Source organism: Desulfobacterales bacterium, assembly GCA_034003325.1.
Taxonomy (GTDB): domain Bacteria; phylum Desulfobacterota; class Desulfobacteria; order Desulfobacterales; family JAFDDL01; genus JAVEYW01.
Genome location: JAVEYW010000003.1, coordinates 40380 through 60914 on the forward strand (window position 1 = coordinate 40380; position 20535 = coordinate 60914).

Consider the following 20535-nt stretch of genomic DNA (forward strand, 5'->3'; position numbering starts at 1 on the left):
ATACGGAATTTTCCAGGCAGGTACCTATGGCGGATCAAAAACTTACCCTACCGATCAGCGGCATGACATGCGCGAATTGTGCCGCCAATATTGAGCGGAACATCCATAAGTTGCCAGGCATAACGGCCGCGACGGTTAATTTCGCCGTTGAAACAGCGACCGTAAGATATATATCGTCCCTCACGACACCGGAAGAAATTGTGGCCGTCATTCAACGCGCCGGTTTTGGCGCCCATATACCAAGGGAGGGCGCCGTCGCAGGGACGGACAATGACGAAGCACTTTACAAAAAAGCGGAGATTCGCGAGCAGACCATTAAATTGACGGTCGGTATCGTGTTTACCCTTCCCCTTTTTTTGCTGAGCATGGGGCGGGATTTCGGCCTGACCGGTATCTGGGCGCACGCCGCCTGGGTCAACTGGCTCTTCTGGATTCTTGCCACACCGGTCCAGTTTTATACGGGATGGGATTATTATGTTAACGGATTTAAAAGCCTGCGAAATGCCGGCGCCAATATGGATGTATTGGTGGCAATGGGCTCATCCGCCGCCTATTTTTATTCGATGACCGTTTTGATTTTCCCGGCAATGGGAACCCATGTCTATTTTGAAACATCCGCCGTTATCATCACGCTGATCAAGCTTGGCAAACTTCTGGAGGTCAGAACCAAGGGGAAAACCGGTCAGGCGATTCGCAACCTGATGGATCTCGCGCCCAAAACAGCCCGAAGGCTGGTGGACGGAAAAGAAAAAGAGGTGCCGGTTGAACAAATCCAAAAAGGGGATTTTCTTTTTATTCGACCCGGCGAAAGAATTCCGGTAGATGCCGTCGTATCGGCCGGATCATCCGCGGTGGATGAATCCATGCTGACCGGAGAATCGATGCCGATCGATAAAATGAGGGGAGATTCGGTGGTTGGCGGCACCATGAACCTTAACGGCGCGCTCACCGTGACAGCGACCCGGATCGGCCGGGATACCGTCTTGGCACAAATTATTCAATTGGTCCAGGATGCCCAGGGCAGTAAGGCCCCGATTCAATCCATCGCGGATCGCGTGGCATCGATTTTTGTGCCCGTCATCATTCTGATCGCCTTGGCTACCTTTGGTATTTGGTGGGTCGCCGGCGGCCTTTTGGTTCCCGCCATGATTCGTTTTGTGGCGGTGCTGGTCATCGCGTGTCCCTGTGCCCTCGGGCTTGCCACCCCCACCGCCATCATGGCCGGCACCGGGAAGGCAGCGGAAATGGGCATACTGTTTAAGAACGCTCGGGCGCTTGAGCTTGCGGCCGGCATTGACACCATCGTGCTGGATAAAACAGGAACCCTTACCGTCGGAAAACCCAAGGTCACCGATGTGGTTACCGTTCCGTCATCCGGCATTTCAAAAGAAGCCCTGATCATTCTGTCGGCTTCAGTTGAGAAAGGCTCCGAGCATCCCTTGGGAAAAGCGATTACCGCCGAAGCCGAAGATGCCGGCGATGGGCTTTTACCGGTTACGGACTTTAAGGCCCATGGCGGATTCGGTGTGGAAGGCTGGATAGAAGGAAGTCATATTCGAATCGGCCGGCCCGGCTGGTTTGATGAGACGGCGATTTCTTTAGGTTCTCTTAACGAGCAAATTGATACCCTTCAGCATCAGGGAAAAACCGTCATGGTCGTGGTTCGGGAGAATGCCCTTGCCGGCCTGATCGCGGTTTCGGATGTATTGAAACCCGATTCCCAAGAAGCGGTGAAAGAATACAAGCGATACGGGTTACAGGTTCTCATGCTGACCGGTGACAATATGGCCGCAGCGCAGGCGATCGGAAAGGAAATCGGCGTTGATCAGGTCTTCGCGGAAATAAGGCCGGATCAAAAAGCACTCCAAATAAAAACCTTGCAGAATACAGGCCGAAAAGTCGCGATGGTGGGCGACGGCATTAATGATGCACCCGCCCTTGCACAGGCGGATGTCGGAATTGCCATCGGCACCGGAACGGATATCGCTATGGATACGGCCGATGTTATCCTGTCAAGCGGCAGCTTGATGAATGTAACCAAAGTTATCTCGTTGAGTCACGCAACCATGCGAACCATTCGACAAAATCTTTTCTGGGCTTTTTTTTATAATCTGTTGCTGATTCCCCTGGCTGCCGGTGTGTTGAATCCTTTTGAAGGATTGCCGCTTTTTTTAAGACAGCTTCACCCGATACTGGCCGCACTGGCCATGGCATTCAGCAGTGTTTCCGTTGTCACAAATAGTTTATTGTTATACAAAAAGAAATAATCCCGCCCGGTTCCAATGGGGACGGAAGTTGGTGGCGGTTATTTTTTTATGCCCTCGTTTTTTTAAGAATCTCCTCCGCCAGGCAATGATAATCCTGTGATCCGATACTGGATGGTCGATAAAACACCACCGGTTTGCGCACATCCGCACTTTCTGCGATGGTGACATTATTTCGAATGACGGTGTCAAACATGAGCGCTTGGTAGGGAGGTGTCTCCTTCAGTCTTTCAGCTATTTTCCGGCTGATTCGGGTGCGTTGGTCGTAAAAAGTGGCCACAATACCCGTTATGGATAAGGCCGGGTTTATATCTTCCCGAATGGCGGAAATGGTTTCGAAAAGATCCGCCAAGGCCTCATAGGCGTACGGCTGTGTTTGACAAGGAACCACCACTTCATCGGCATAGGCGAACACGTTGACAGTAAGCAGTGATAAGGTGGGCGGAGTATCCAGCAAAATAAAATCATAAGCACCGTTGAGCTCGGCAAGACCTTCTTTAAGCCGATTTTCACGCCCCTCTTCTTCCACCAGCTCCAGTTCGGCGCCAGCCAGGTCGACATGGGCGGGGATCAGATCAAGACCTTCCCATCCGGTATGAATGACAGCCATGGTGGCAGACGGTTTCCCGTTTTGAAGCAGGTCATAGGTTGTGAGCATTCCTTCTCCAACTGTTACGCCCAGTCCCTGGGTGGCGTTAAATTGCGGATCCATATCCACAATCAACACCTTTTTCCCCGTTCGCGCCAAGGCGGCCCCGAGATTGATCACCGTTACGGTTTTCCCCACGCCGCCTTTTTCGTTTGCCACGGCTATAATTCTGCACTTACGATTCATGCCACCCCTCCTTTGCCCACAGCCGTAACGGCTGGGCCAAGTTGTTCCCGCATCGTAAACAGTCCGGCTTCTATTTCTTCCGTACGAACCGACATTTCAGCCAGAATGCTGGCTGCATGCACCTCGTCCAGTTGCTTATTGCTCACAAGCGACCGCATTTGCAGCAAGCTGTCCATATAGGATTGAAAGCGATTTAGCAGGGTTTCCTTGACCGAACGGGACATCGCGTCCGCCAATTTGATGAGATATTGAAACTTTAAATTTTCCTTATAATCAATGAAATGATAAGAAATCGTTTTTTCGGTCTCGGACCGCATTCGCCGAACGCCATCTGAAAGGGCGCTGAGTTCTTTTTCCTTTTCGCTACGCAGCGGTTTTTTCAAAACCTGTTTCACGAATGTCAACACCGTATAAAAACCGAGACGAAAAATCGCCTCCGTTTTTATTTTGGCCGAATAATGCAAGGTGACCATCGCGGAAGGAAAGGATATGCCGGCGACACGCTTTGTTGTGCCGGCGTCAGGGAGCAAGACAATGGAGGTCATGTTGCTTCCGGGGGGGGAAATGTCCAATTCCGCCATGCTGCGACTGAATTCAGCCATGGCGTCTTGAATCATCACATCATAGGGGTTGGAAACCGAAAACAGTTCCTTTTCAATGTATTTTTCCATTTCGCGGACATAACCGAGAATTTGAGGCGTGATGCTCTCCGCCATAAAGGTGTCGATCGCTTGTCTGAAATCCTGAAAAATCTGATACATTGCAGCGTTGAAGCCCCGTGTGGACAGATCGTCAACATAGCGGTTCACCCCGACATCATAGGATTTAATATAGTGAATCACCGCAGCGATGACACCATCGGATTTCCCGCCGAAAAATTGATCCGCTCGAGATTTTATTTCTTTTTTAATCTGATTGAGCGCCCCATCCAGCGTGTTATTCATCATGGCGCGGATTTGATTCATTCGTGCCTGATATTGTTGAATCCTATCCGCGATTTGAGAGGCGCTCTGTTCATCCTGTGAGATCATTTTTCCGTTGATATTCAGCCAGTGTTTCATACCGGAAACGATACGCTCCAACCTCTCCAGATGATTTCTCCATAAAACGGATTGCCGTTCTTCCGTTATAATGGATCGAAAGGTTGAAATAAAATCGTTACTATTTCTATCGGAATATTCCCTCATCTCCTTTTCAGATTGCCATTGGGAGAGCCGATATTTATCTTTTTCAGGCAGCGTTGTCTCAATTTTCATAAACAGATTGAATAATGCCGATAGCGCAAAAACCTTCGGATTCGGCTTGATTAAAGCAAGTTCCCCTACTGTTTTGTTGACGAGCGCCGATAGATCGTCAAGCGAGCCATGCTCGTTGAAATCGAAGTTGATGACAAACAGAATATTGTCCATAATGCCCATCTTCTTGATCATGGACAGAAAACGAATGTCCGCCCGTCTCACGCCGGTGCGGCTGCTGATTACATAAATAATCAGATGGGTCTGATTTAAATAATCCTGAATCATCGCCAAATGAAGCGGATTCGACGAATCACTGCCTTGACAATCCGCTATTTCAAGCTGTTCATCCATGAAATCCGATTTGATTTCTAACTCAATATCCGTCAAATAGACGGCAAGCGCATCATCGCCCACAAAGGCCCGATGCGTATTAAACGCGTCCGCGTCATAGACCTGTGTCACCGGATCAGCGGAAATAAGCTGATGAATCTGATCGTAGCCTTTTAAATAGGAATTCAGCAATACCGAGTTTGCGTTTCTGCTATCGTGTGTAATCAATTGTTCCGGGCCCAAGGTTTCAAGGGCGCCGCAAAGCGCTTTTCGATCGGCGCTGCGACGAATATCAAACCTGTCATCTTTCTGTGAAAGCATAAAGTTGGGCAATAATACCAGCGCCTCCGCTATATCCTGATTCACCTGGTCCCAAGACTTGAAAAAAAGCGTCGCTTTCAGGGCATTGCCGGGTCTGGTTCTAGTGACAATGGAGGTCACCACCCCCGCACCGCGTTTGAGATAATCTCCGAAAAGCAAGGAGTTGATAAAGGTACTTTTGCCGGATTTGATGGCGCCGACAACCGCCACACGAATCAACTCCTCGGTGAGTTGGCAGGAAATCATTTCACAGACGTTTTTCCATTCGGAAAAAGCATTTACAGTAATGCCCCTGAGCTGCTGCGGCAGAGCAAAAAGTAAAGAAAGTTGCCGAATGGCTTCCAGTAATCCTTTTTTAATCTTTGTGTGATTAGGTGTCATGTCAATTGATTGATTCTGTACCGAGCTTGCCGGTGGATACGGGTTTTTGCTTTATCCAATAAATAGTTCCCTCACTGGATAACATTGACCGGACGGTTTTTATTACATGTTCCCGCGGGAATGTCAAAACCATAATGGGAGAGACATATCTTCGAACATCCATAATTTCAGGGGAATAGATGCGATACACCCGAATCGGAAACACACTGTTATCCCATGAGGTTCGACACTTGCGGGGGAAAGGGGCGTTGTAAATTGCCTCCTCAGAAAAAGATATTACATAATGCCTTGTAAAAGCAAGGGTTTTATGATACCGTAACCGCATACGTTTTTTTATCGAAGCAAGGCCGATTATTTTCTATCTAAATGCGAGGTGACTTTTCGCAAACCGGTGCCTTGAGTGCTTGCATTATTTGCATGAATCTTCGTTTTTCGCCGATAAAAAAATCTGAAGAGGAAAAGAGCGTTATGTCTGAAAAACATCCTGAATGTCCCTTATATAATCCCTCAAACTGCAAAGAGTACTACAATCCAAAGCTCTGCGCCTTTGTTCGAAAGGATAAGATATGCCTTAAAAAGAAAAAGCCGAAAGCAAAAGAAAAGGACGAATTGAACACCCAACTGGAGAAAACAGGATAACGCATCAGTGGCAAAGCGTTTTTTTGTATTCGCCGTCCCCTATGTTTAACATGTGATTCTCACTTCTACGCATGCCCCGGCTTATTGGAAAGCAAATTCGGATCAACCCCCATTTTGTTCATCGCGGTTTCCCACCGCTTTTCCGCTGGAATCTCAAATACAAGCTGCGGCGTGGCAGGACACGTCAACCAGGCATTATGCCTTAGCTCGGCTTCCAATTGGCCTTCGCCCCATCCGGCGCACCCCAATGAAATTTGAAAGGCTCTGGGGCCGGCCTCGCCGGCAATTGCCGTCAATAAATCCATCGTGTTGCTCAGCGCTATGGAAGGCGTGACCATCAGGCATCCTTCCCAAAAAAAAGGCGGGCCATGGACGACAAAGATTTCATCAACATGAACCGGACCCCCGTGATGGATCGGTATTTTCGACATGAGCGGTTCATGCGGAATATTGAGTTCTTCAAAAATATCGCTCGCATACAACCCGATATGGACACGATCGAGAATGACGCCCATGGCACCGGATGCGTTATGTTCGCAAATCAATGTGAGCGATTGCGAGAAATTAAAATCCATCATTCCCGGCATGGCCATCAGCAAATGCCCTTTGAAGCTGCCTTGCCACAGACTCTCCATGATTGCCTCCTTTGGTCTATCTGACCCCCCTGCCGCTCACCCGCATAAGCACGGTTTTCGCGCGGCTCCGGTTTCATCCAGCCTTCGAACCTTTGTGATTTCCGGTGCCTGATGAAGCCGGGCCGGGGTTTCACGGGCCTCGGCTGCAATACACCGCATGGCATCGATAAACTGGTCTATGGTTTCTTTGTTTTCCGTTTCCGTCGGTTCCACCATGATAGCACCCGGCACCACCTGCGGAAAATATATGGTCGGCGGGTGAAACCCGTATTCCATCAGGCGTTTGACGATATCGAGCGTGGTAACCTTATGGGCTGATTGGAGTTTGTCTGAAAAAACGCATTCATGCATACAGGCGCTGTCATACGGCAGATCGTATTCCGATTTAAGGTTTTCTTTAATGTAGTTGGCATTTAACACGGCCAATTGACTTGCTTTTTTAAGATGTTCCGCGCCCATGCTGCGGATATAACTATAGGCGCGAACCAGTATTCCGAAATTACCGTAAAAGGCATGAACCTTCCCAATCGCGCTCGAATTATTTTCACTCAGGCAAAAGGAGCCATCCTCTTGTTTGATCACGCGCGGATTGGGCAGAAAAGGGGCCAATTCGTTGCTAACACAAACCGGTCCGCTGCCCGGCCCGCCGCCGCCGTGAGGCGTGGAAAACGTTTTATGAAGATTGAGATGAAGAATATCGATGCCGATTCTGGCGATATCAACGATTCCCATCACCGCATTCATGTTGGCACCGTCCCCGTAGACCAGCCCGCCTTTTTCATGGACGATTCCGGTGATTTTTTTAATTTCTGTTTCAAAAAAACCCAGCGTGTTGGGGTTTGTGATCATGATGCCGGCCGTATCTTCATCCATAAGCGCCGCCACGGCTTCAGCCGGCAATATGCCGCGATGGTCGGACTTTACCGTTATCGGTTTAAAGCCGCAAAGGGCCGCACTGGCCGGATTGGTGCCGTGAGCTGTGTCCGGAATGATGATCTTATGCCGCACCCGGCCTTTTTTCGCATGATAAGCATGAAAGATAAGCATTCCCGTCAATTCTCCGTGAGCGCCTGCCGCCGGTTGAAGACTCACCGCAGGCATTCCCGTGATGGTGGACAGATATCGCTCCAGATAATAGAGAATATGAAGCGCTCCCTGGGACAAGCTGGCCGGCAATAAGGGGTGTGCGCTGCTAAAACCGGAAAGCGCGGCTTGACGGTCGTTGGTTTTGGGGTTGTATTTCATGGTGCAGGAACCCAACGGGTACATGCTGCTATCCACACTGATATTCCATTGAGACAGCCGGGTAAAATGCCGAACCACTTCGAGTTCACTCAAATCGGGGAAATCCGGTCCTTTTCCGGCGAGCGTCTCATCCAAAACGTGTCTCTCCACATCGCTTGCCGGCAGGGAAAAAGCGCATCTGCCTTTCGCCCCTTGTTCCCAGAGCAGCGGCTCGTTGAATTGCAATCCGATAGTGCCGATGCGCGTTTTCATGATTGCACCTCTCTAACCAATAAATCCATATCCTCGCGACTCGTTGTTTCCGTGACGCAAAACAAATAGTGATTAGTCAATTCGGGATAAAATCGTTTCAACGGAATGCCGGCAACAATTTTTTTGTGAAGCAGCGCATTATAGGTCGCCTCAAAGCCACTCGGAAATAATGCCACGAATTCATTAAACGTGGGGCTGTCAAAAGCGATGCCAACTCCGATTTTTCTGAACGCATTTTTAAGATACGCCGCCTTGTCATAATTTAAATGCGCCAGTTCGCGAATACCGGAGCCCCCGAGAGACGCCATGTACATGACCGAAGCCGTCGCACATAATCCCTGATTGGAGCAAATGTTGGAGGTGGCCCGCTCGCGGCGAATATGTTGCTCCCGAGTGGCCAGTGTCAGAACAAATCCGCGTTGTCCATTCCGGTCCGTTGTTTTGCCGACGAGTCTTCCCGGCAAATTTCGTATATTCGCCGTTTTCGTGGCGAACATGCCGAGGCCAGGCCCCCCGAAGCATTGCGGAATCCCAAGGCTTTGCCCTTCCCCGCAGGCAATGTCCGCGCCCGAATCACCTGGATTTTTGATCAGGCCGTATGCCAAAGGCTCGGCAAAGGCGGTCACAAAAAGGGTCTGAGGGTCTGTATGAATACAGACGCCTATTTGTGTTAAGTCCTCGATGCATCCGAAAAAGTTGGGAGACTGAATTGCAACGGCAGCCAGGGCGTACAGATTCGTTAGCGCGGAAAGATCCGTTCGGCCATCCGGTTGATAGGGCAGCCTCACGATATGATAACCAGCAGGCGCCAAATAAGTTTGAACGACTTGCCGGTAGAGGGGATGAATCGCATCGGAGATGGCGACCGCTTGTCGTTTGGTGATGCGAATCGCCATGAGCAGTGCTTCTGCAAGCGCGGAAGCCCCGTCATACATGGAGGCATTGGCGACATCCATTCCGAGTAAGCGCGTGACATAGGTTTGATATTCATAAATGGCTTGCAATGTTCCTTGACTGATTTCGGGCTGATAAGGGGTGTACGCGGTTGAGAACTCACCGCGACCGATTAAAGTGGTCACCGTCTCGGGAATAAAATGATGATAGGAACCGGCACCGGCAAAAATCTTATAGCCGGATGAAGTGGCATTCATGCTTGCCAGACGATTCATGTGATCATTTAATTCCCATTCGGAAAAAGGCGCCGGCAGATCTACGGGGGTGAGTCGTTTGCAGTCTTCGGGAATCAAGGAAAATAGATCATCCAGGTGCTTTGCGCCGATGGCTTTAAGCATCGCATCAATATCTTCATCGGTATGGGGTAAATATCGCATGGGGCGGTCCTTGGGTTCTTTTAGTTCTGTTGAGTTCGTTGCGACTGTCGGCTTGTTTTGTAGGATTCAATGGATGTAGGGCACCTTTAAATTATAGCCTTTGTACACAACGAAGGTTTCCACGGATTGCACATCTTTAATCTTGGACATCTCCTGTGTGTAAAACTCAAGAAGGCCAAAGCCTTCCTTAAAAAGAACCGTTAATAATAAATCAAAGCGGCCGGTTACGACCCCAACGGAAACCACCCCCTTGAGTTTGCTGAATTCAGCCCCTTTCTTAACCAGTTCCATGGTATCGAGTTTGACACCCACAAAGACCACCTGGTGGCGCGGTACGGTCTCCGGATCTACTAGCCCCGCGATCTCCAACAAGCCGTCTTCCTCCATTTTTCTCACCCGGGCCCGAACCGTATTTTCCGTGACGGACAATTCATCCGCGATTTTCTTAAAGGACTTTCTTCCTTCTCGAAGATGCCGGATAATCGCAATGCTGTTCTCATCAAGTTTCATAACGGCAAGAATTCCTTATCGACTTTGGTTGTATTTATCCGTTATATATAATAACTTCATTGAATCCGCAAAATAAAATTTATAAATCAATGCGTTATTGTCGCGATGGGTTGATGACAACCGGGCATGTCGTTGATGCCCGCCGTTTTTGAGAATGAAGGGGGTGACATTCATGAACCTCAATAAAACGCCTTTATACGAGTTACACAAAGGGGCCGGGGCAACGATGGTCTCTTTTGGGGGATGGGAAATGCCGGTTCATTATGCCACCGGCATTTTACAGGAACATTTGGCCACGCGCAAAACAGCCGGACTTTTTGACGTATCCCATATGGGCAGATTTACCGTGTCCGGACAGGATTCGCTTGCGTTTTTACAACATGTGCTTTCAAACAACGCGGCGGCCCTTCAAGTTCTTGAATCCCAATATACGTTTATTCCGACTGAATCCGGTGGCGCCGTGGATGACGCCTATCTATACCGGTTTATAGAAGAGGAGTATTTTCTGGTAGTAAACGCAGGCAATCGGGAAAAGGATTGGGTTCATTTTCAAGGTTTCAGCACGCAATTCCCGAATCTGAACTTGGTCGATCAAACGAAGGATATCGCCATGCTCAGCCTTCAGGGGCCGGCGTCCAAGGACATGTTACGCAACATTCTGGAGGACGGCGACTTGCCTGAGCCATTGCGAAATCAGCTATCCATAGCGACCATCGCCGGCACTGAAGTTCGTATTGCGCGAACCGGATATACCGGGGAGCCGATTGGATTTGAACTCTTCTTTCCCGCCGGCAATGCGGTACGCATCTGGAATCTACTTGAGACACTAGGGGCGACGCCGGTTGGATTGGGCGCTAGAGACACCCTGCGCTTAGAAGCAGCCCTTCCTCTCTATGGCCATGAACTCGGAATGGATGCTGAAAACCGGGAGATTCCTGTTTTTGCGCTCTCAATAGCCAGAGTTGCAGTCAGCCTGTCCCCGTTAAAGTTTGAATTTATAGGTAAAAATGCGTTGACCCGTCAGTTTCATGCCATGCAAAAAATAATTAACCGGGACTATACATCTGTAAATGATCTTCCCAAAATGATTCGACCCGTTGAAATTACCGGCAAGGGGATCGCACGAGCAGGGGACAAGGTCTTTGCCGGAAAAAGCTTGGCTGGATACATTACCAGCGGCACCATGGTGCCCTATTGGATGTTCGATAAGCAGGGGATTTACGGACGTCCGCTTCCGCAACAAGCCAAACGGGCCATAGGCCTTGCCTTGGTGAGCAGTCAATTGCAGGATGGTGATGAAATCCAAGTCGAAGTCAGGGGAAAGCGCATTGGCGCGCGAATCGTGCCCTTTCACTTGAGAACCGAAGCGCCGCCTTACGCCCGGCCTATCACCTGTCATGATTTTTCCCCTATCGGTCCCGTCGGTTATTCCAAAGCAACCCCCTTGCCTGGTACCGTCACCGCGCTGATGCGAAAAGCCATTGAAAACACGCGTTGGCGGCAGCAGGACTGCATCAACCTGATTCCGTCTGAAATGACGTCATCCGATTGCGTGCGAATGTTGTCCATCATGGATCCGGCCGGCCGGTATGCGGAGCACAAACCGTTAAAGGCTTTTTGTGATGCGGAGGTGTTTTATTACCAGGGAACTGATTTTATAGCTGAAATCGAGGCGCTTTTAATTAAAGAATTTCGAAAATATTTAGAATGTGCAGAAGTGGAACCCCGAGTGCTCTCCGGCCAAATGGCCAATGCCACCGTATTTAGCGCGATAGTCGATTTTTTAAATCGGTCAGACAGAAAGAGCGAGCAACGCCGCATTCGCAGCATAATGAACCATCACATCATTAAAGGCGGGCATTTGAGTTCGCAACCCATGGGGGCTTTGCGGGATTTTGTTGCCAGAGATCCCGAAACGGAAAGGCCGGCTGTTGTTAATTTTCCGGTATTGCCGGATAATCCCTATCAAACGGATATCGCTGCCACCCGCATGCTCATCGACAGATACAAGCCTGAACTCATTATTTTCGGAAAAAGCATGGTGCTTCACAAGGAGCCGGTTTCCGAAATCAGGGATTTTATCACCGACATGGAAATAGATTGCCTTCTCATGTATGATATGGCCCATGTACTGGGACTGGTCGGCCCTTATTTTCAGCAGCCCTTTCAGGAAGGCGCGCATATCGTCACCGGCTCGACCCATAAAACCTTTTTCGGCACGCAACGCGGCATGATCGCCGCAAATTACCAAAAAGATATGCTGGGTTGGCAGTTGTGGGAAGCCATTCAACGACGGTCCTTTCCCGGCAGCACCAGCAATCATCATCTGGGAACCTTATTGGGGTTGTTGATGGCCGCCTATGAGATGAACGCATTTAAAGACGAGTATCAACAAAATGTTATATCAAACGCCAAAGCCTTTGCTAAGGCCCTGAAGGCCTGCGGGCTAAACGTGGCGGGTGATCCCGATATCGGTTTTACGCAGACTCACCAGGTTGTCGTAAACGTGGGGTATGCCAAGGCGCCTGAAATCGCCAAGCGCCTTGAAGAAAATAACATTATTCTCAACTACCAGGCCACCCCGGAGGAAGAGGGGTTTACCGTGTCCGGTGCCTTGCGAATGGGTGTTGCGGAAATGACTCGATTCGGCATGGCGCCTGCGGATTTCAAGCAGCTTGCCGAATGGATGTATGATGTTATCGTAAAGGACTTGCCGTTAAAGGACAAGGTGGCCGGTTTTCGAAAACGGTTCTTAAAAATGAACTATTGTTTTAGAGGCGATCAACTGGATGAATTGCTGCAACAAGTACATGGTATGTTGTAACACGATACCCCTCCCCTCTTTTTTTTTTATATGCAAGAATTTGTAACTTTCACCCTTAAAAACACTATCGCGCCTCAATAGGCACATATGTTTTATTAAAATCACCGAGACAAAGCCCGCGGGGCCGGAAAATGCGGTTGTTCGCCATGTATTCCAAAACCCTTGCGGTCCACCCGGCCACACGACTGGCAGCAAACATGGGGGTGAAAAGTTCATCATCAAATCCGAGGGCGCTATATACCAAGCCGGAATAAAAATCAACATTCGGGAAAATTTTTTTCGTTTTGCCAAGCGTATTGAGTACGGTACTCTCAAGCGTTTTAGCAATGCCATACAACGCCTTTAATTCAGGCTTTCCCTCAATAAGTACCCCTGCCAAAGGCCCTAATATGCGCGCCCGCGGGTCATAGGCCTTATAAACCCGATGGCCAAATCCGCTGACCTTGTTTTTTTGGGCCAACTTTTTTTCAAGCCAGCCCGTTACATTCGATGCATCGCCGATTTGCCGGAGGTTTCGCATGACCTCTTCATTGGCGCCGCCGTGCAAAGGACCGCTAAGAGCGGCGATTCCTGCGCCGACGCTGAAATAAATATCCGCGAGTGTGGAGGCAACCACCATGGTCGCAAAGGTGCTGGCATTCAAGCCATGATCCGCGTGAAGGATTAAGGAGATATCCAAAACCCGTTCTTCGATGGGTGTGGGTTCGCGGCCGGTAATCATATAAATCAGGTTTCCGGCATGACTTAGACCCGGTTGAGGCTCCAAGGGAAGCTTATTATTATGAATACGAGATGTCGCGGCGGCAATACATGAAATACCGGCAATCAAATGATAACTGCTTTCAATGCCGGACATCTTATTAAAACCACGATTTCCCTGATCGGTTTTACGTCTGGTTGGCATCTTGAATTCAAAGACGGCGTGATTTTCACCGATCGGGCTGGTTTCCATCGCGATGGAATCTTCATCCGCACCAATCGCATCTGCCGACGAAGGGCGAGCAACAACCAAATCAAAGTCACTGTATTGGCTGCGAAGCAAATTGCTCCCGAGCCGCAACGCACCCATGACGCTCATTCTTTCGATCGGAAATCCCATTAACTGCCTGAGAACATCATTGATCCGCGTGTAGTTGAAAAGATCCGCCTTGAATTCTTTTAATTCCGTCATCGAGGGCATTTTGCCGTGAATGAGCAGATAGGCAGTTTCCTCATAAGTGGAATAAGCGCAAAGATCGAAAATGTTGTAGCCACGATAGACCAACCACCCTTTTGCGCCGTTGACGTAACCCACCTTGCTCTCGCAGGCGATGGCACCCTCAAGCCCGGGGCCGACCGTGCATTTTATCGGCCATTTTTGTTTTTTGGGAGATTCAGGTTCAGGCTCATGAGCGGTTTCCTCCCGCGCTTCTTCAGCGGCTTTCAGGATCAGTGATTTTATGGATTCCAATTGGTTTTTTATCATTATTTCCTCGGGGCGCTCCAATCTTATTGTTTGGTTAAAGTTGCAGGTGTTGTTTATATACTATAAAGCCGTCCGTGAGACAACCACTACATAATATTCTTGAATTTCATGACCGTTTTTATGATTGAAAACGCCGACACACCGGATAGTGAAAAAAATGATCCTTTGACAGACCCTGTTGACGATAGTAACAAACGCTATGGTAAACAAGCGAGAATGTGAATATTCATATGGAGAAAATAAATGCCATTGACGTTTTCACCAGTTTCAGATCAAGGGAATTTTGACCTACAACATGATTACAGGAAGATTCTCTCCGCGTGCCCGCAAATCGCTTCGGATTACAGCTTCATCAACATTTGGGGATGGGCCGAAGCCTATGGGTTGGAATGGGCATGGGGAAAAGAGTTTGTATGGCTTCGGCAAACGTTGCCTGAAACAAGGTATTGGGCGCCTATCGGTCCTTGGGACAAAGTTGCGAACTGGTACGCTACACTGAGCGCCCTCTTCCCGAATGGTGCCGATTTCACTAGAGTCCCCGATCAGCTTTTAAATATTTGGACTCGGACTTTCGGTCTTCAGCTTGAGATCGGGGAAGCGCGCGGGCATTGGGATTATATTTATTCCGTTCCCGATCTGGTAGCGCTAAAAGGAAATCGATTTCATAAAAAAAAGAACCTGTTGAACCAGTTTATAAAGAAGTTTGATTATTCGTTCAGCGCGTTTGATTCAGCGTTGGTTACGCAGGCGCTTTCCATGCAAACCGATTGGTGCGAGTGGCGGGATTGCGAATCTTCCGAAACCCTGGCAGCTGAAAACAGAGCGATCGAGCGAATCCTGACCCATTGGGACGCACTGAATGGACTGATCGGCGGCGCCATTGTTATCGATACAAAATTAGCAGCTTACACCGTTGCTGAACCGTTGACGGAAACCTCAGTGGTGATTCATTTTGAAAAAGGCAGCCCCGATATAACGGGCATTTATCAGGCAATTAATCAGATGTTTCTGAAAAGCCAGGGGAATCGGTTCTTAACCGTTAACCGGGAACAGGACATTGACGACCCCGGGCTTCGAAAGGCAAAGCTTTCTTACCATCCATCCGAATATCTCAAGAAGTATTCGGTCAGGATAAGATAGGTGCCCATCCGTGGCCACCCTCGCCAGGCGGTTGTTGATCAACGAACATGCTATTTTAACTGAAAGGTTATCGGCAGCCTTACAATGCTTTTTACGGGGGTGTTTCCGTGCTTTCCCGGTTCAAACTCCCAGGATTTCACTGCGGAAAGCGCTGCGTTGTCCAATATGGCATGCCCGCTGGACAAATCCACTCGGGCATTCACCACTTCCCCCTTTTCATTCACTATTGCCAGAATGATCACCGTTCCTTGTAAATTTCTCTTTCTGGCCACTTGTGGATAATGCGGGTGCGGGTTTTTTTTATACAAGGGGGTGGCATTCGATAGTTCCTCGGGGGGGTTCGGGGATGGTGAGATGCCGTCATTAACTCGAAGGGTCTGCTCGCTGTTCGCAGCAGCAGAAACCGCTTGGGCGTTTTTTGAATTCGACGGTCCATTTGAAACTGAGGATATACTTTGAAGTGTTTCCGTCAACACCGGCGCCGGTTTCGGTGTTATTACAGACGTTGAATCGGTTGTTAGTATTTTTTTCTTATATAAAACCGGTTTTTTAAGAATCGGCTGTTTATCCACCTTTTTCACGGGCGGCTTTGGAATCGGTGCTGCAATGGGTTCCGGTTTTGTTGGCGCCGGTTGAATGGCTTTGGTCTGGGGAACCGGCGGTTGTTGAGACACTGTGATTTCTCGTGTCAGCGTCACATCGATGGTTTTCAGATCGAGAACTTTTTCCGGCGTTATTTTATTCCAAGAAATGTTCACGCATAATAGAACCGCATGAATCGCGATCGCAATGAGCGCTGCCGGCAGCAGTCGTTTCACGGTTCGTCCGAAACCTTTGCCTGAAGTGAAATTCTTTCGAGCCCGGCTTGTTGAATCAGATCCAACACATTGAATAATTGCTGGTAGGAGATGCTTTTATCCGCAAACAGGAGCACCCCGGTGTCTTGTTGTGCCGTTGCCTTCGCTTTCAACGCCTCAGCCAGGTTCGTCATCGTGATCGGCATCTTGTCCAGGAAAATTTTTCCGTCTGCTTTAATGGATACGGATAGAACAAGCTTTTGATCGATCACGGTGCAATCCGAACTCGGCAGGCTCAGCGAAACCCCCCGATGCACCGCCATGGACAGCATGGCATAGATAAAAAAAACAAGCAGCAGAAAAATAATGTCAATCATGGGCACCATCTCAATGCGAGGCTTTTTTGCGGCCGGCATTTTGATTTTCATTCGTTTTTCCCTTCCTGCCCATTACGGCCCTGGACGCGCTTCTCATATACAATCTCAAGACTGGTCGTGTATTTTTCAATGATAAAAACAGCGTTATCAATGGACGAATTAAAATAATTATAGGGGAATAAGGTCAAAATGGCGATGCTGAGACCAGCTGCCGTTGTGATGAGGGCCTGAGCAATGCCCGCGGTCACCGCCTGCGGATGTTCGATGCCGCTCGTTCCGAGCGCTTGAAAAGACATGATAATGCCCACGACGGTTCCCAAGATTCCCAGCAACGGGGCAACCGTGATGAGGGTGTCGAGAACCCCCATGAACCGCCGCATGCGTTGAATTTCATCGCCGGCAGAGGCTTCCATGGCTTTTGTCATGGAAAACTCCCGATGTAAAATCCCGCTTACCAGAATCCGGATGACGCTGTTTTTCGATCCGGTCACAATGGCCCGAATTCCTTCCCAATCACCGTGTCGGCAAAGATCAAGCACTTCATCGGCCATCGGAAGGCTTTTTTTTATGTCCACCCGTAACCAAAAGATGGATCGTTCAATAATGACGGTGAGGGATAAAATGGAACATACCAGCAAGGGGTACATGACCGGGCCGCCGTTTATGAAAATTTCTAACATAATCATTCACCTAGTTTAGGTTGCGCTGTTTGGTAACAAAAACTGCATCCGTTTCGCGCTCTTCGTGTCCCTGTGGAAAAAAAGCGAATAAGCTTAACCACAAAGATCACGAAGGGCACAATACTGAGAGGAAAGCATCGCTGTCCATGCGGCACGCAATTCTCTCCGTACCAGGTTGAGTCAGAATAGGCGCCACTTTGATTTGAACTTTTGTCTAGTAACCTAATTTCATACCAACATAGGCAGAACGGCCCGGAGTAGCATAGCTCCAGACTTCCTCATAAAACTCGTCAAACAGATTGTCAACACGACCATATACTTTAACATGCTTATTAATATCATATTGCGCTGAAAGATTGACCAGCGAGTAGGAATCCAGTTGAGTGACAGGGCTGCCGGTGATATCGTTTCCGAAAATTTCATCTCGATCATCCACCCAATGAATATCTAGATTCGTTTTAACTTTTTCCATAAAACTGTATCCCAAATTAAGGGAAATTTTATTTAACGGCCGATAAGGGCGTCTTGCCCCGTCCGGATCTTCCGTATCCGTATAAGTATAATTCAACAAGATACTAAACGTCGACATCGGCGCCCATTGAATGAAAGATTCAATGCCTTTTGTTTTGGTTTTTCCTTTGAGGTTTATATAGGTTGATTGATAGGTAACCGAATCAAAATAATATTCAATTCGATCTTCAAAAACCATATTAAAATACGAGACTCCGAATTTGAGCTTATCATCCATCAATTGCTGCTCAAAACCAACGTCCCAACCGTCACTCTCTTCCGGGTCTAAATTTTCATTACCTCCTGCAAATGAATAAGCTGGAATTGGGTCGGCAAAGAGTTCGAAAAGGGAAGGTGCACGAAATCCGGTGCCATAGCTGGCTTTGATCGTTGTCTCTGTTTTTTGAATGGTATAAGCAGGCGCCATTCGATAGGTCATTTCAGAGCCAAACTGATCATGATCATCGACCCTGACACCGGCAACAATATCAAGACCGTCCATAAGCAACAGTTGATCTTGAGCCCAATAAGATTTTGTAATCGCATCTTTTTCATCTATTTCTGCCGTGTCATAGTATTCCTGGAAATAAGCACCGCCAAAACTGAGAAGATGGGTATCAAAACTCAACCCGCCCTGCCATCCAATTTCATTGGACCGACCGTCTGAAACGGTCAGGTTATTTTCATTGTCATATATATTTTTTTCGTTTTTAGCTGTTTGATAATAGAACGAAGAGCTAACAAACCGATCAAAAAAATGGTTATTTATTTCTATCCTTCCCGAATATTCATCTGTGTCCTGTCTGGCAATTTTAGCGCCGTTAGGATCTGGCAACACGGGCTCCCACCAATTTACGGGAAAAATGAATCGATCTCCGGTATATCCTCCCAGTCCATCATAATCATCATTATCCGCCTGAGATTCACCATATCGCAACACCGCTGTAATATTGAAGGTTGAATTAAATTCATAGCCGAATTTACCGGAAAGTGTTGTGTTGTCCCACCCATCATCTTCTGCTGTGTTTCCTGCGTGTGGAATGCCGTCATTATCATCATTTGCGATTGAAAAACCGTCTGTTTCTATTCGCGCGCCATTCATGGAAAAGTTGAACTTGTCGATTTCTCCTGAAGTTCCGCCGTATGCCTTCCATGTATTATACGATCCGGCCTCAAACCCTGCATAAACCGACGGTTTCCCATGGCCTTTTTTGGTTATTATATTAACGACCCCTGCCGTTGCATTGGTCCCATAAAGAGCACTCAAAGGGCCTCGAACAATTTCGATTCGCTCAATATTATCTGTGGTTAAATTGGCGATATCGGCACTTCGATTGGGTGATGAAGCGTCATTTACCATAACACCATCGATTAAAATAAGGGTATTTTTTGCCTCCGCTCCCCTTAAGAACACGTATGTCTTGGTTCCGGGGCCACCGTTAGAAGCCACATCAAGCCCGGGAACCCCCTTAAGGATTTCCTCTACCGATTCAGCCTTCTTGGCTTCGATATCCTTTTCCGTGATGGCCGTAACACTACTGCCACCAATCTTATCGACATTCGTTTCACCGCGTGTCGCTGTTACAACGACCCTTTCCATTTCATAGGCTGTGTCAGAGGCAAATAAGGGGCCTTGGGTGCCCATCATTGCCAATACAAAGACAAATCCGTATACTACTTTTTTATTCATCCATTATCTCCTTTTTTAAGCAACACATCATTCAAAAAAAATCCCCAAACCCGATTTTATCGGATTTGGGGATGCCGTTTTTCATCCGCAATTATAGAATGATCGCCACCAACACCCGAGGACGATATCCGTGTGCTACATCGGGCAGGTCTTCTGACTTCCCCGCCTTTTCAGCCGCCTTCCCACCCGCTGTTATCGAGCAGTGGCATATTATCCGCTAAAAAGGTTCCCAGGAGGGTAATTCTCATGGGCGGGGTTACAGCGGCGGGTCCGTTCCCGATTTTCACGGGATTCCCTTTTAAACTTACTGTACCCGAACATTCAGGGATTTAAATAATCGGGGCTCATATGTCAAGGAAAATTCAAATCTATTTCGGCCTGTTGCCAGATCAGCAAAATAAGCTGCGTGATCGATGAAACGCTCGGCCGCTTTCGCCTCGGTCTCCGTCCGCACCAGGCCACCTGGGGATAGGTGCAAACAACAGCCAGAATCGCGCGGTCATCAAAAGCCTCCTTTGTTTAGGGATTAACGGCTTTAAAAATTAGGTTTAATGGTTATTGTTTTAAGTAAAGACGGCGTACCGCATATCGGTTAAAAACCATCGGGGTTTAAGCGAGAAGAATTTTCTAAGGATGGATGCCTATGAAATCGAACCTGATCGTGAAGGCTTTAACATTGAGTGAAAAGCTGAGGCATGTTTTTATCGCAACAGCGGATGGCACCGGACTGCCTCATATGGCAGCGGCAGGCAAAATCAAGCGCATTTCCGATGATCGAATTTCTATAGAGGCCTGGTTTTGCCCGGGTACCGTCGAAAATTTAAATCAGAATAATCGAATTTCCATTGTCGTCTGGGAACCTGATCCGGATCAAGGATATCAGTTGACAGGCAAGGTGGAAAAAGTCGAGGAGTTGGCGATTTTAAACGGGTTTTCTCATGGAATTGAATCAATGCACCCTATTCCGCAGGTGGAAAGAAAACTGATCGTACACGTTGAAAAAACCTTCTCCTTTACCCATGCGCCGCACAACGATTTTGAATAACGACAGAATCGATTCCCAGTTCTGTC

At 48.3% G+C, this 20535-nt stretch carries 16 protein-coding genes and 1 riboswitch; of the genes, 5 read left to right on the forward strand and 11 right to left on the reverse strand.

Annotated elements, in window-relative coordinates; all coding sequences use genetic code 11:
- The first annotated feature begins 26 nt into the window (after nucleotides 1-26).
- Nucleotides 27-2267 carry a heavy metal translocating P-type ATPase gene (locus RBT11_03855; protein MDX9785882.1) on the forward strand — a complete coding sequence of 747 codons (2241 nt, stop codon included), beginning with the start codon at nucleotides 27-29 and terminating at the stop codon, nucleotides 2265-2267.
- 46 nt (nucleotides 2268-2313) lie between these two features.
- Here RBT11_03855 and RBT11_03860 read toward each other — a convergent pair whose 3' ends face one another.
- On the reverse strand, nucleotides 2314-3099 hold the full coding sequence (locus RBT11_03860; GenBank protein ID MDX9785883.1) for an AAA family ATPase: 786 nt from the start codon (nucleotides 3097-3099) through the stop codon (nucleotides 2314-2316).
- The gene (locus RBT11_03865) at nucleotides 3096-5369 is read right to left on the reverse strand and encodes a dynamin family protein (protein ID MDX9785884.1); all 2274 of its coding nucleotides are present in this window, start codon (nucleotides 5367-5369) and stop codon (nucleotides 3096-3098) included. Before RBT11_03865 ends, RBT11_03860 begins: the two co-directional genes overlap by 4 nt.
- Nucleotides 5370-5837: 468 nt before the next feature.
- Here RBT11_03865 and RBT11_03870 point away from each other — a divergent pair, with 468 nt between their 5' ends.
- Nucleotides 5838-6008, forward strand: a complete 171-nt coding sequence (locus tag RBT11_03870; protein ID MDX9785885.1) for a hypothetical protein — start codon at nucleotides 5838-5840, stop codon at nucleotides 6006-6008.
- Nucleotides 6009-6073: 65 nt separating this feature from the next.
- Here RBT11_03870 and RBT11_03875 read toward each other — a convergent pair whose 3' ends face one another.
- The 4 genes from RBT11_03875 to RBT11_03890 form a co-directional block, all read right to left on the reverse strand.
- Nucleotides 6074-6643 carry a YqgE/AlgH family protein gene (locus RBT11_03875; protein ID MDX9785886.1) on the reverse strand — a complete coding sequence of 190 codons (570 nt, stop codon included), beginning with the start codon at nucleotides 6641-6643 and terminating at the stop codon, nucleotides 6074-6076.
- 36 nt (nucleotides 6644-6679) lie between these two features.
- Entirely contained in the window at nucleotides 6680-8140 is a 1461-nt protein-coding gene (gcvPB, locus tag RBT11_03880) for an aminomethyl-transferring glycine dehydrogenase subunit GcvPB (protein MDX9785887.1), read from the reverse strand.
- Nucleotides 8137-9471, reverse strand: a complete 1335-nt coding sequence (gene gcvPA / locus RBT11_03885) for an aminomethyl-transferring glycine dehydrogenase subunit GcvPA (protein ID MDX9785888.1) — start codon at nucleotides 9469-9471, stop codon at nucleotides 8137-8139. The genes gcvPB and gcvPA overlap by 4 nt, the downstream gene beginning before the upstream one ends.
- Before the next feature lie 66 nt (nucleotides 9472-9537).
- Nucleotides 9538-9981 (reverse strand): Lrp/AsnC family transcriptional regulator, encoded by a 444-nt coding sequence (locus RBT11_03890; GenBank protein ID MDX9785889.1) that lies wholly within the window; start codon nucleotides 9979-9981, stop codon nucleotides 9538-9540.
- 172 nt (nucleotides 9982-10153) lie between these two features.
- Here RBT11_03890 and gcvT point away from each other — a divergent pair, with 172 nt between their 5' ends.
- Entirely contained in the window at nucleotides 10154-12805 is a 2652-nt protein-coding gene (gcvT, locus tag RBT11_03895; protein ID MDX9785890.1) for a glycine cleavage system aminomethyltransferase GcvT, read from the forward strand.
- A gap of 64 nt (nucleotides 12806-12869) precedes the next feature.
- On the opposite strand, the gene RBT11_03900 is transcribed toward gcvT, so the two are convergent.
- On the reverse strand, nucleotides 12870-14270 hold the full coding sequence (locus RBT11_03900) for a citrate/2-methylcitrate synthase (GenBank protein ID MDX9785891.1): 1401 nt from the start codon (nucleotides 14268-14270) through the stop codon (nucleotides 12870-12872).
- 243 nt (nucleotides 14271-14513) lie between these two features.
- On the opposite strand from RBT11_03900, the gene RBT11_03905 reads away from it, so the two are divergent.
- Nucleotides 14514-15410 (forward strand): phosphatidylglycerol lysyltransferase domain-containing protein, encoded by an 897-nt coding sequence (locus RBT11_03905; GenBank protein ID MDX9785892.1) that lies wholly within the window; start codon nucleotides 14514-14516, stop codon nucleotides 15408-15410.
- A 50-nt stretch (nucleotides 15411-15460) separates the two neighbouring features.
- Here RBT11_03905 and RBT11_03910 read toward each other — a convergent pair whose 3' ends face one another.
- The 4 genes from RBT11_03910 to RBT11_03925 all read right to left on the reverse strand — a co-directional run bounded on the left by RBT11_03910 (nucleotide 15461) and on the right by RBT11_03925 (nucleotide 19464).
- Nucleotides 15461-16228, reverse strand: coding sequence for an energy transducer TonB (locus RBT11_03910; protein ID MDX9785893.1), 768 nt, complete (start codon nucleotides 16226-16228; stop codon nucleotides 15461-15463).
- Complete coding sequence (locus tag RBT11_03915) at nucleotides 16225-16635, reverse strand: biopolymer transporter ExbD (protein MDX9785894.1); 411 nt, start codon at nucleotides 16633-16635, stop codon at nucleotides 16225-16227. Before RBT11_03915 ends, RBT11_03910 begins: the two co-directional genes overlap by 4 nt.
- Complete coding sequence (locus RBT11_03920; protein MDX9785895.1) at nucleotides 16632-17264, reverse strand: MotA/TolQ/ExbB proton channel family protein; 633 nt, start codon at nucleotides 17262-17264, stop codon at nucleotides 16632-16634. The genes RBT11_03915 and RBT11_03920 overlap by 4 nt, the downstream gene beginning before the upstream one ends.
- Before the next feature lie 214 nt (nucleotides 17265-17478).
- Nucleotides 17479-19464, reverse strand: coding sequence for a TonB-dependent receptor (locus tag RBT11_03925; protein ID MDX9785896.1), 1986 nt, complete (start codon nucleotides 19462-19464; stop codon nucleotides 17479-17481).
- 125 nt (nucleotides 19465-19589) lie between these two features.
- Nucleotides 19590-19796, reverse strand: a riboswitch (cobalamin riboswitch).
- A gap of 311 nt (nucleotides 19797-20107) precedes the next feature.
- Here RBT11_03925 and RBT11_03930 point away from each other — a divergent pair.
- Nucleotides 20108-20509: a pyridoxamine 5'-phosphate oxidase family protein gene (locus tag RBT11_03930; GenBank protein MDX9785897.1), complete on the forward strand. Its 402-nt coding sequence runs from the start codon at nucleotides 20108-20110 to the stop codon at nucleotides 20507-20509.
- Nucleotides 20510-20535 lie beyond the last annotated feature (26 nt).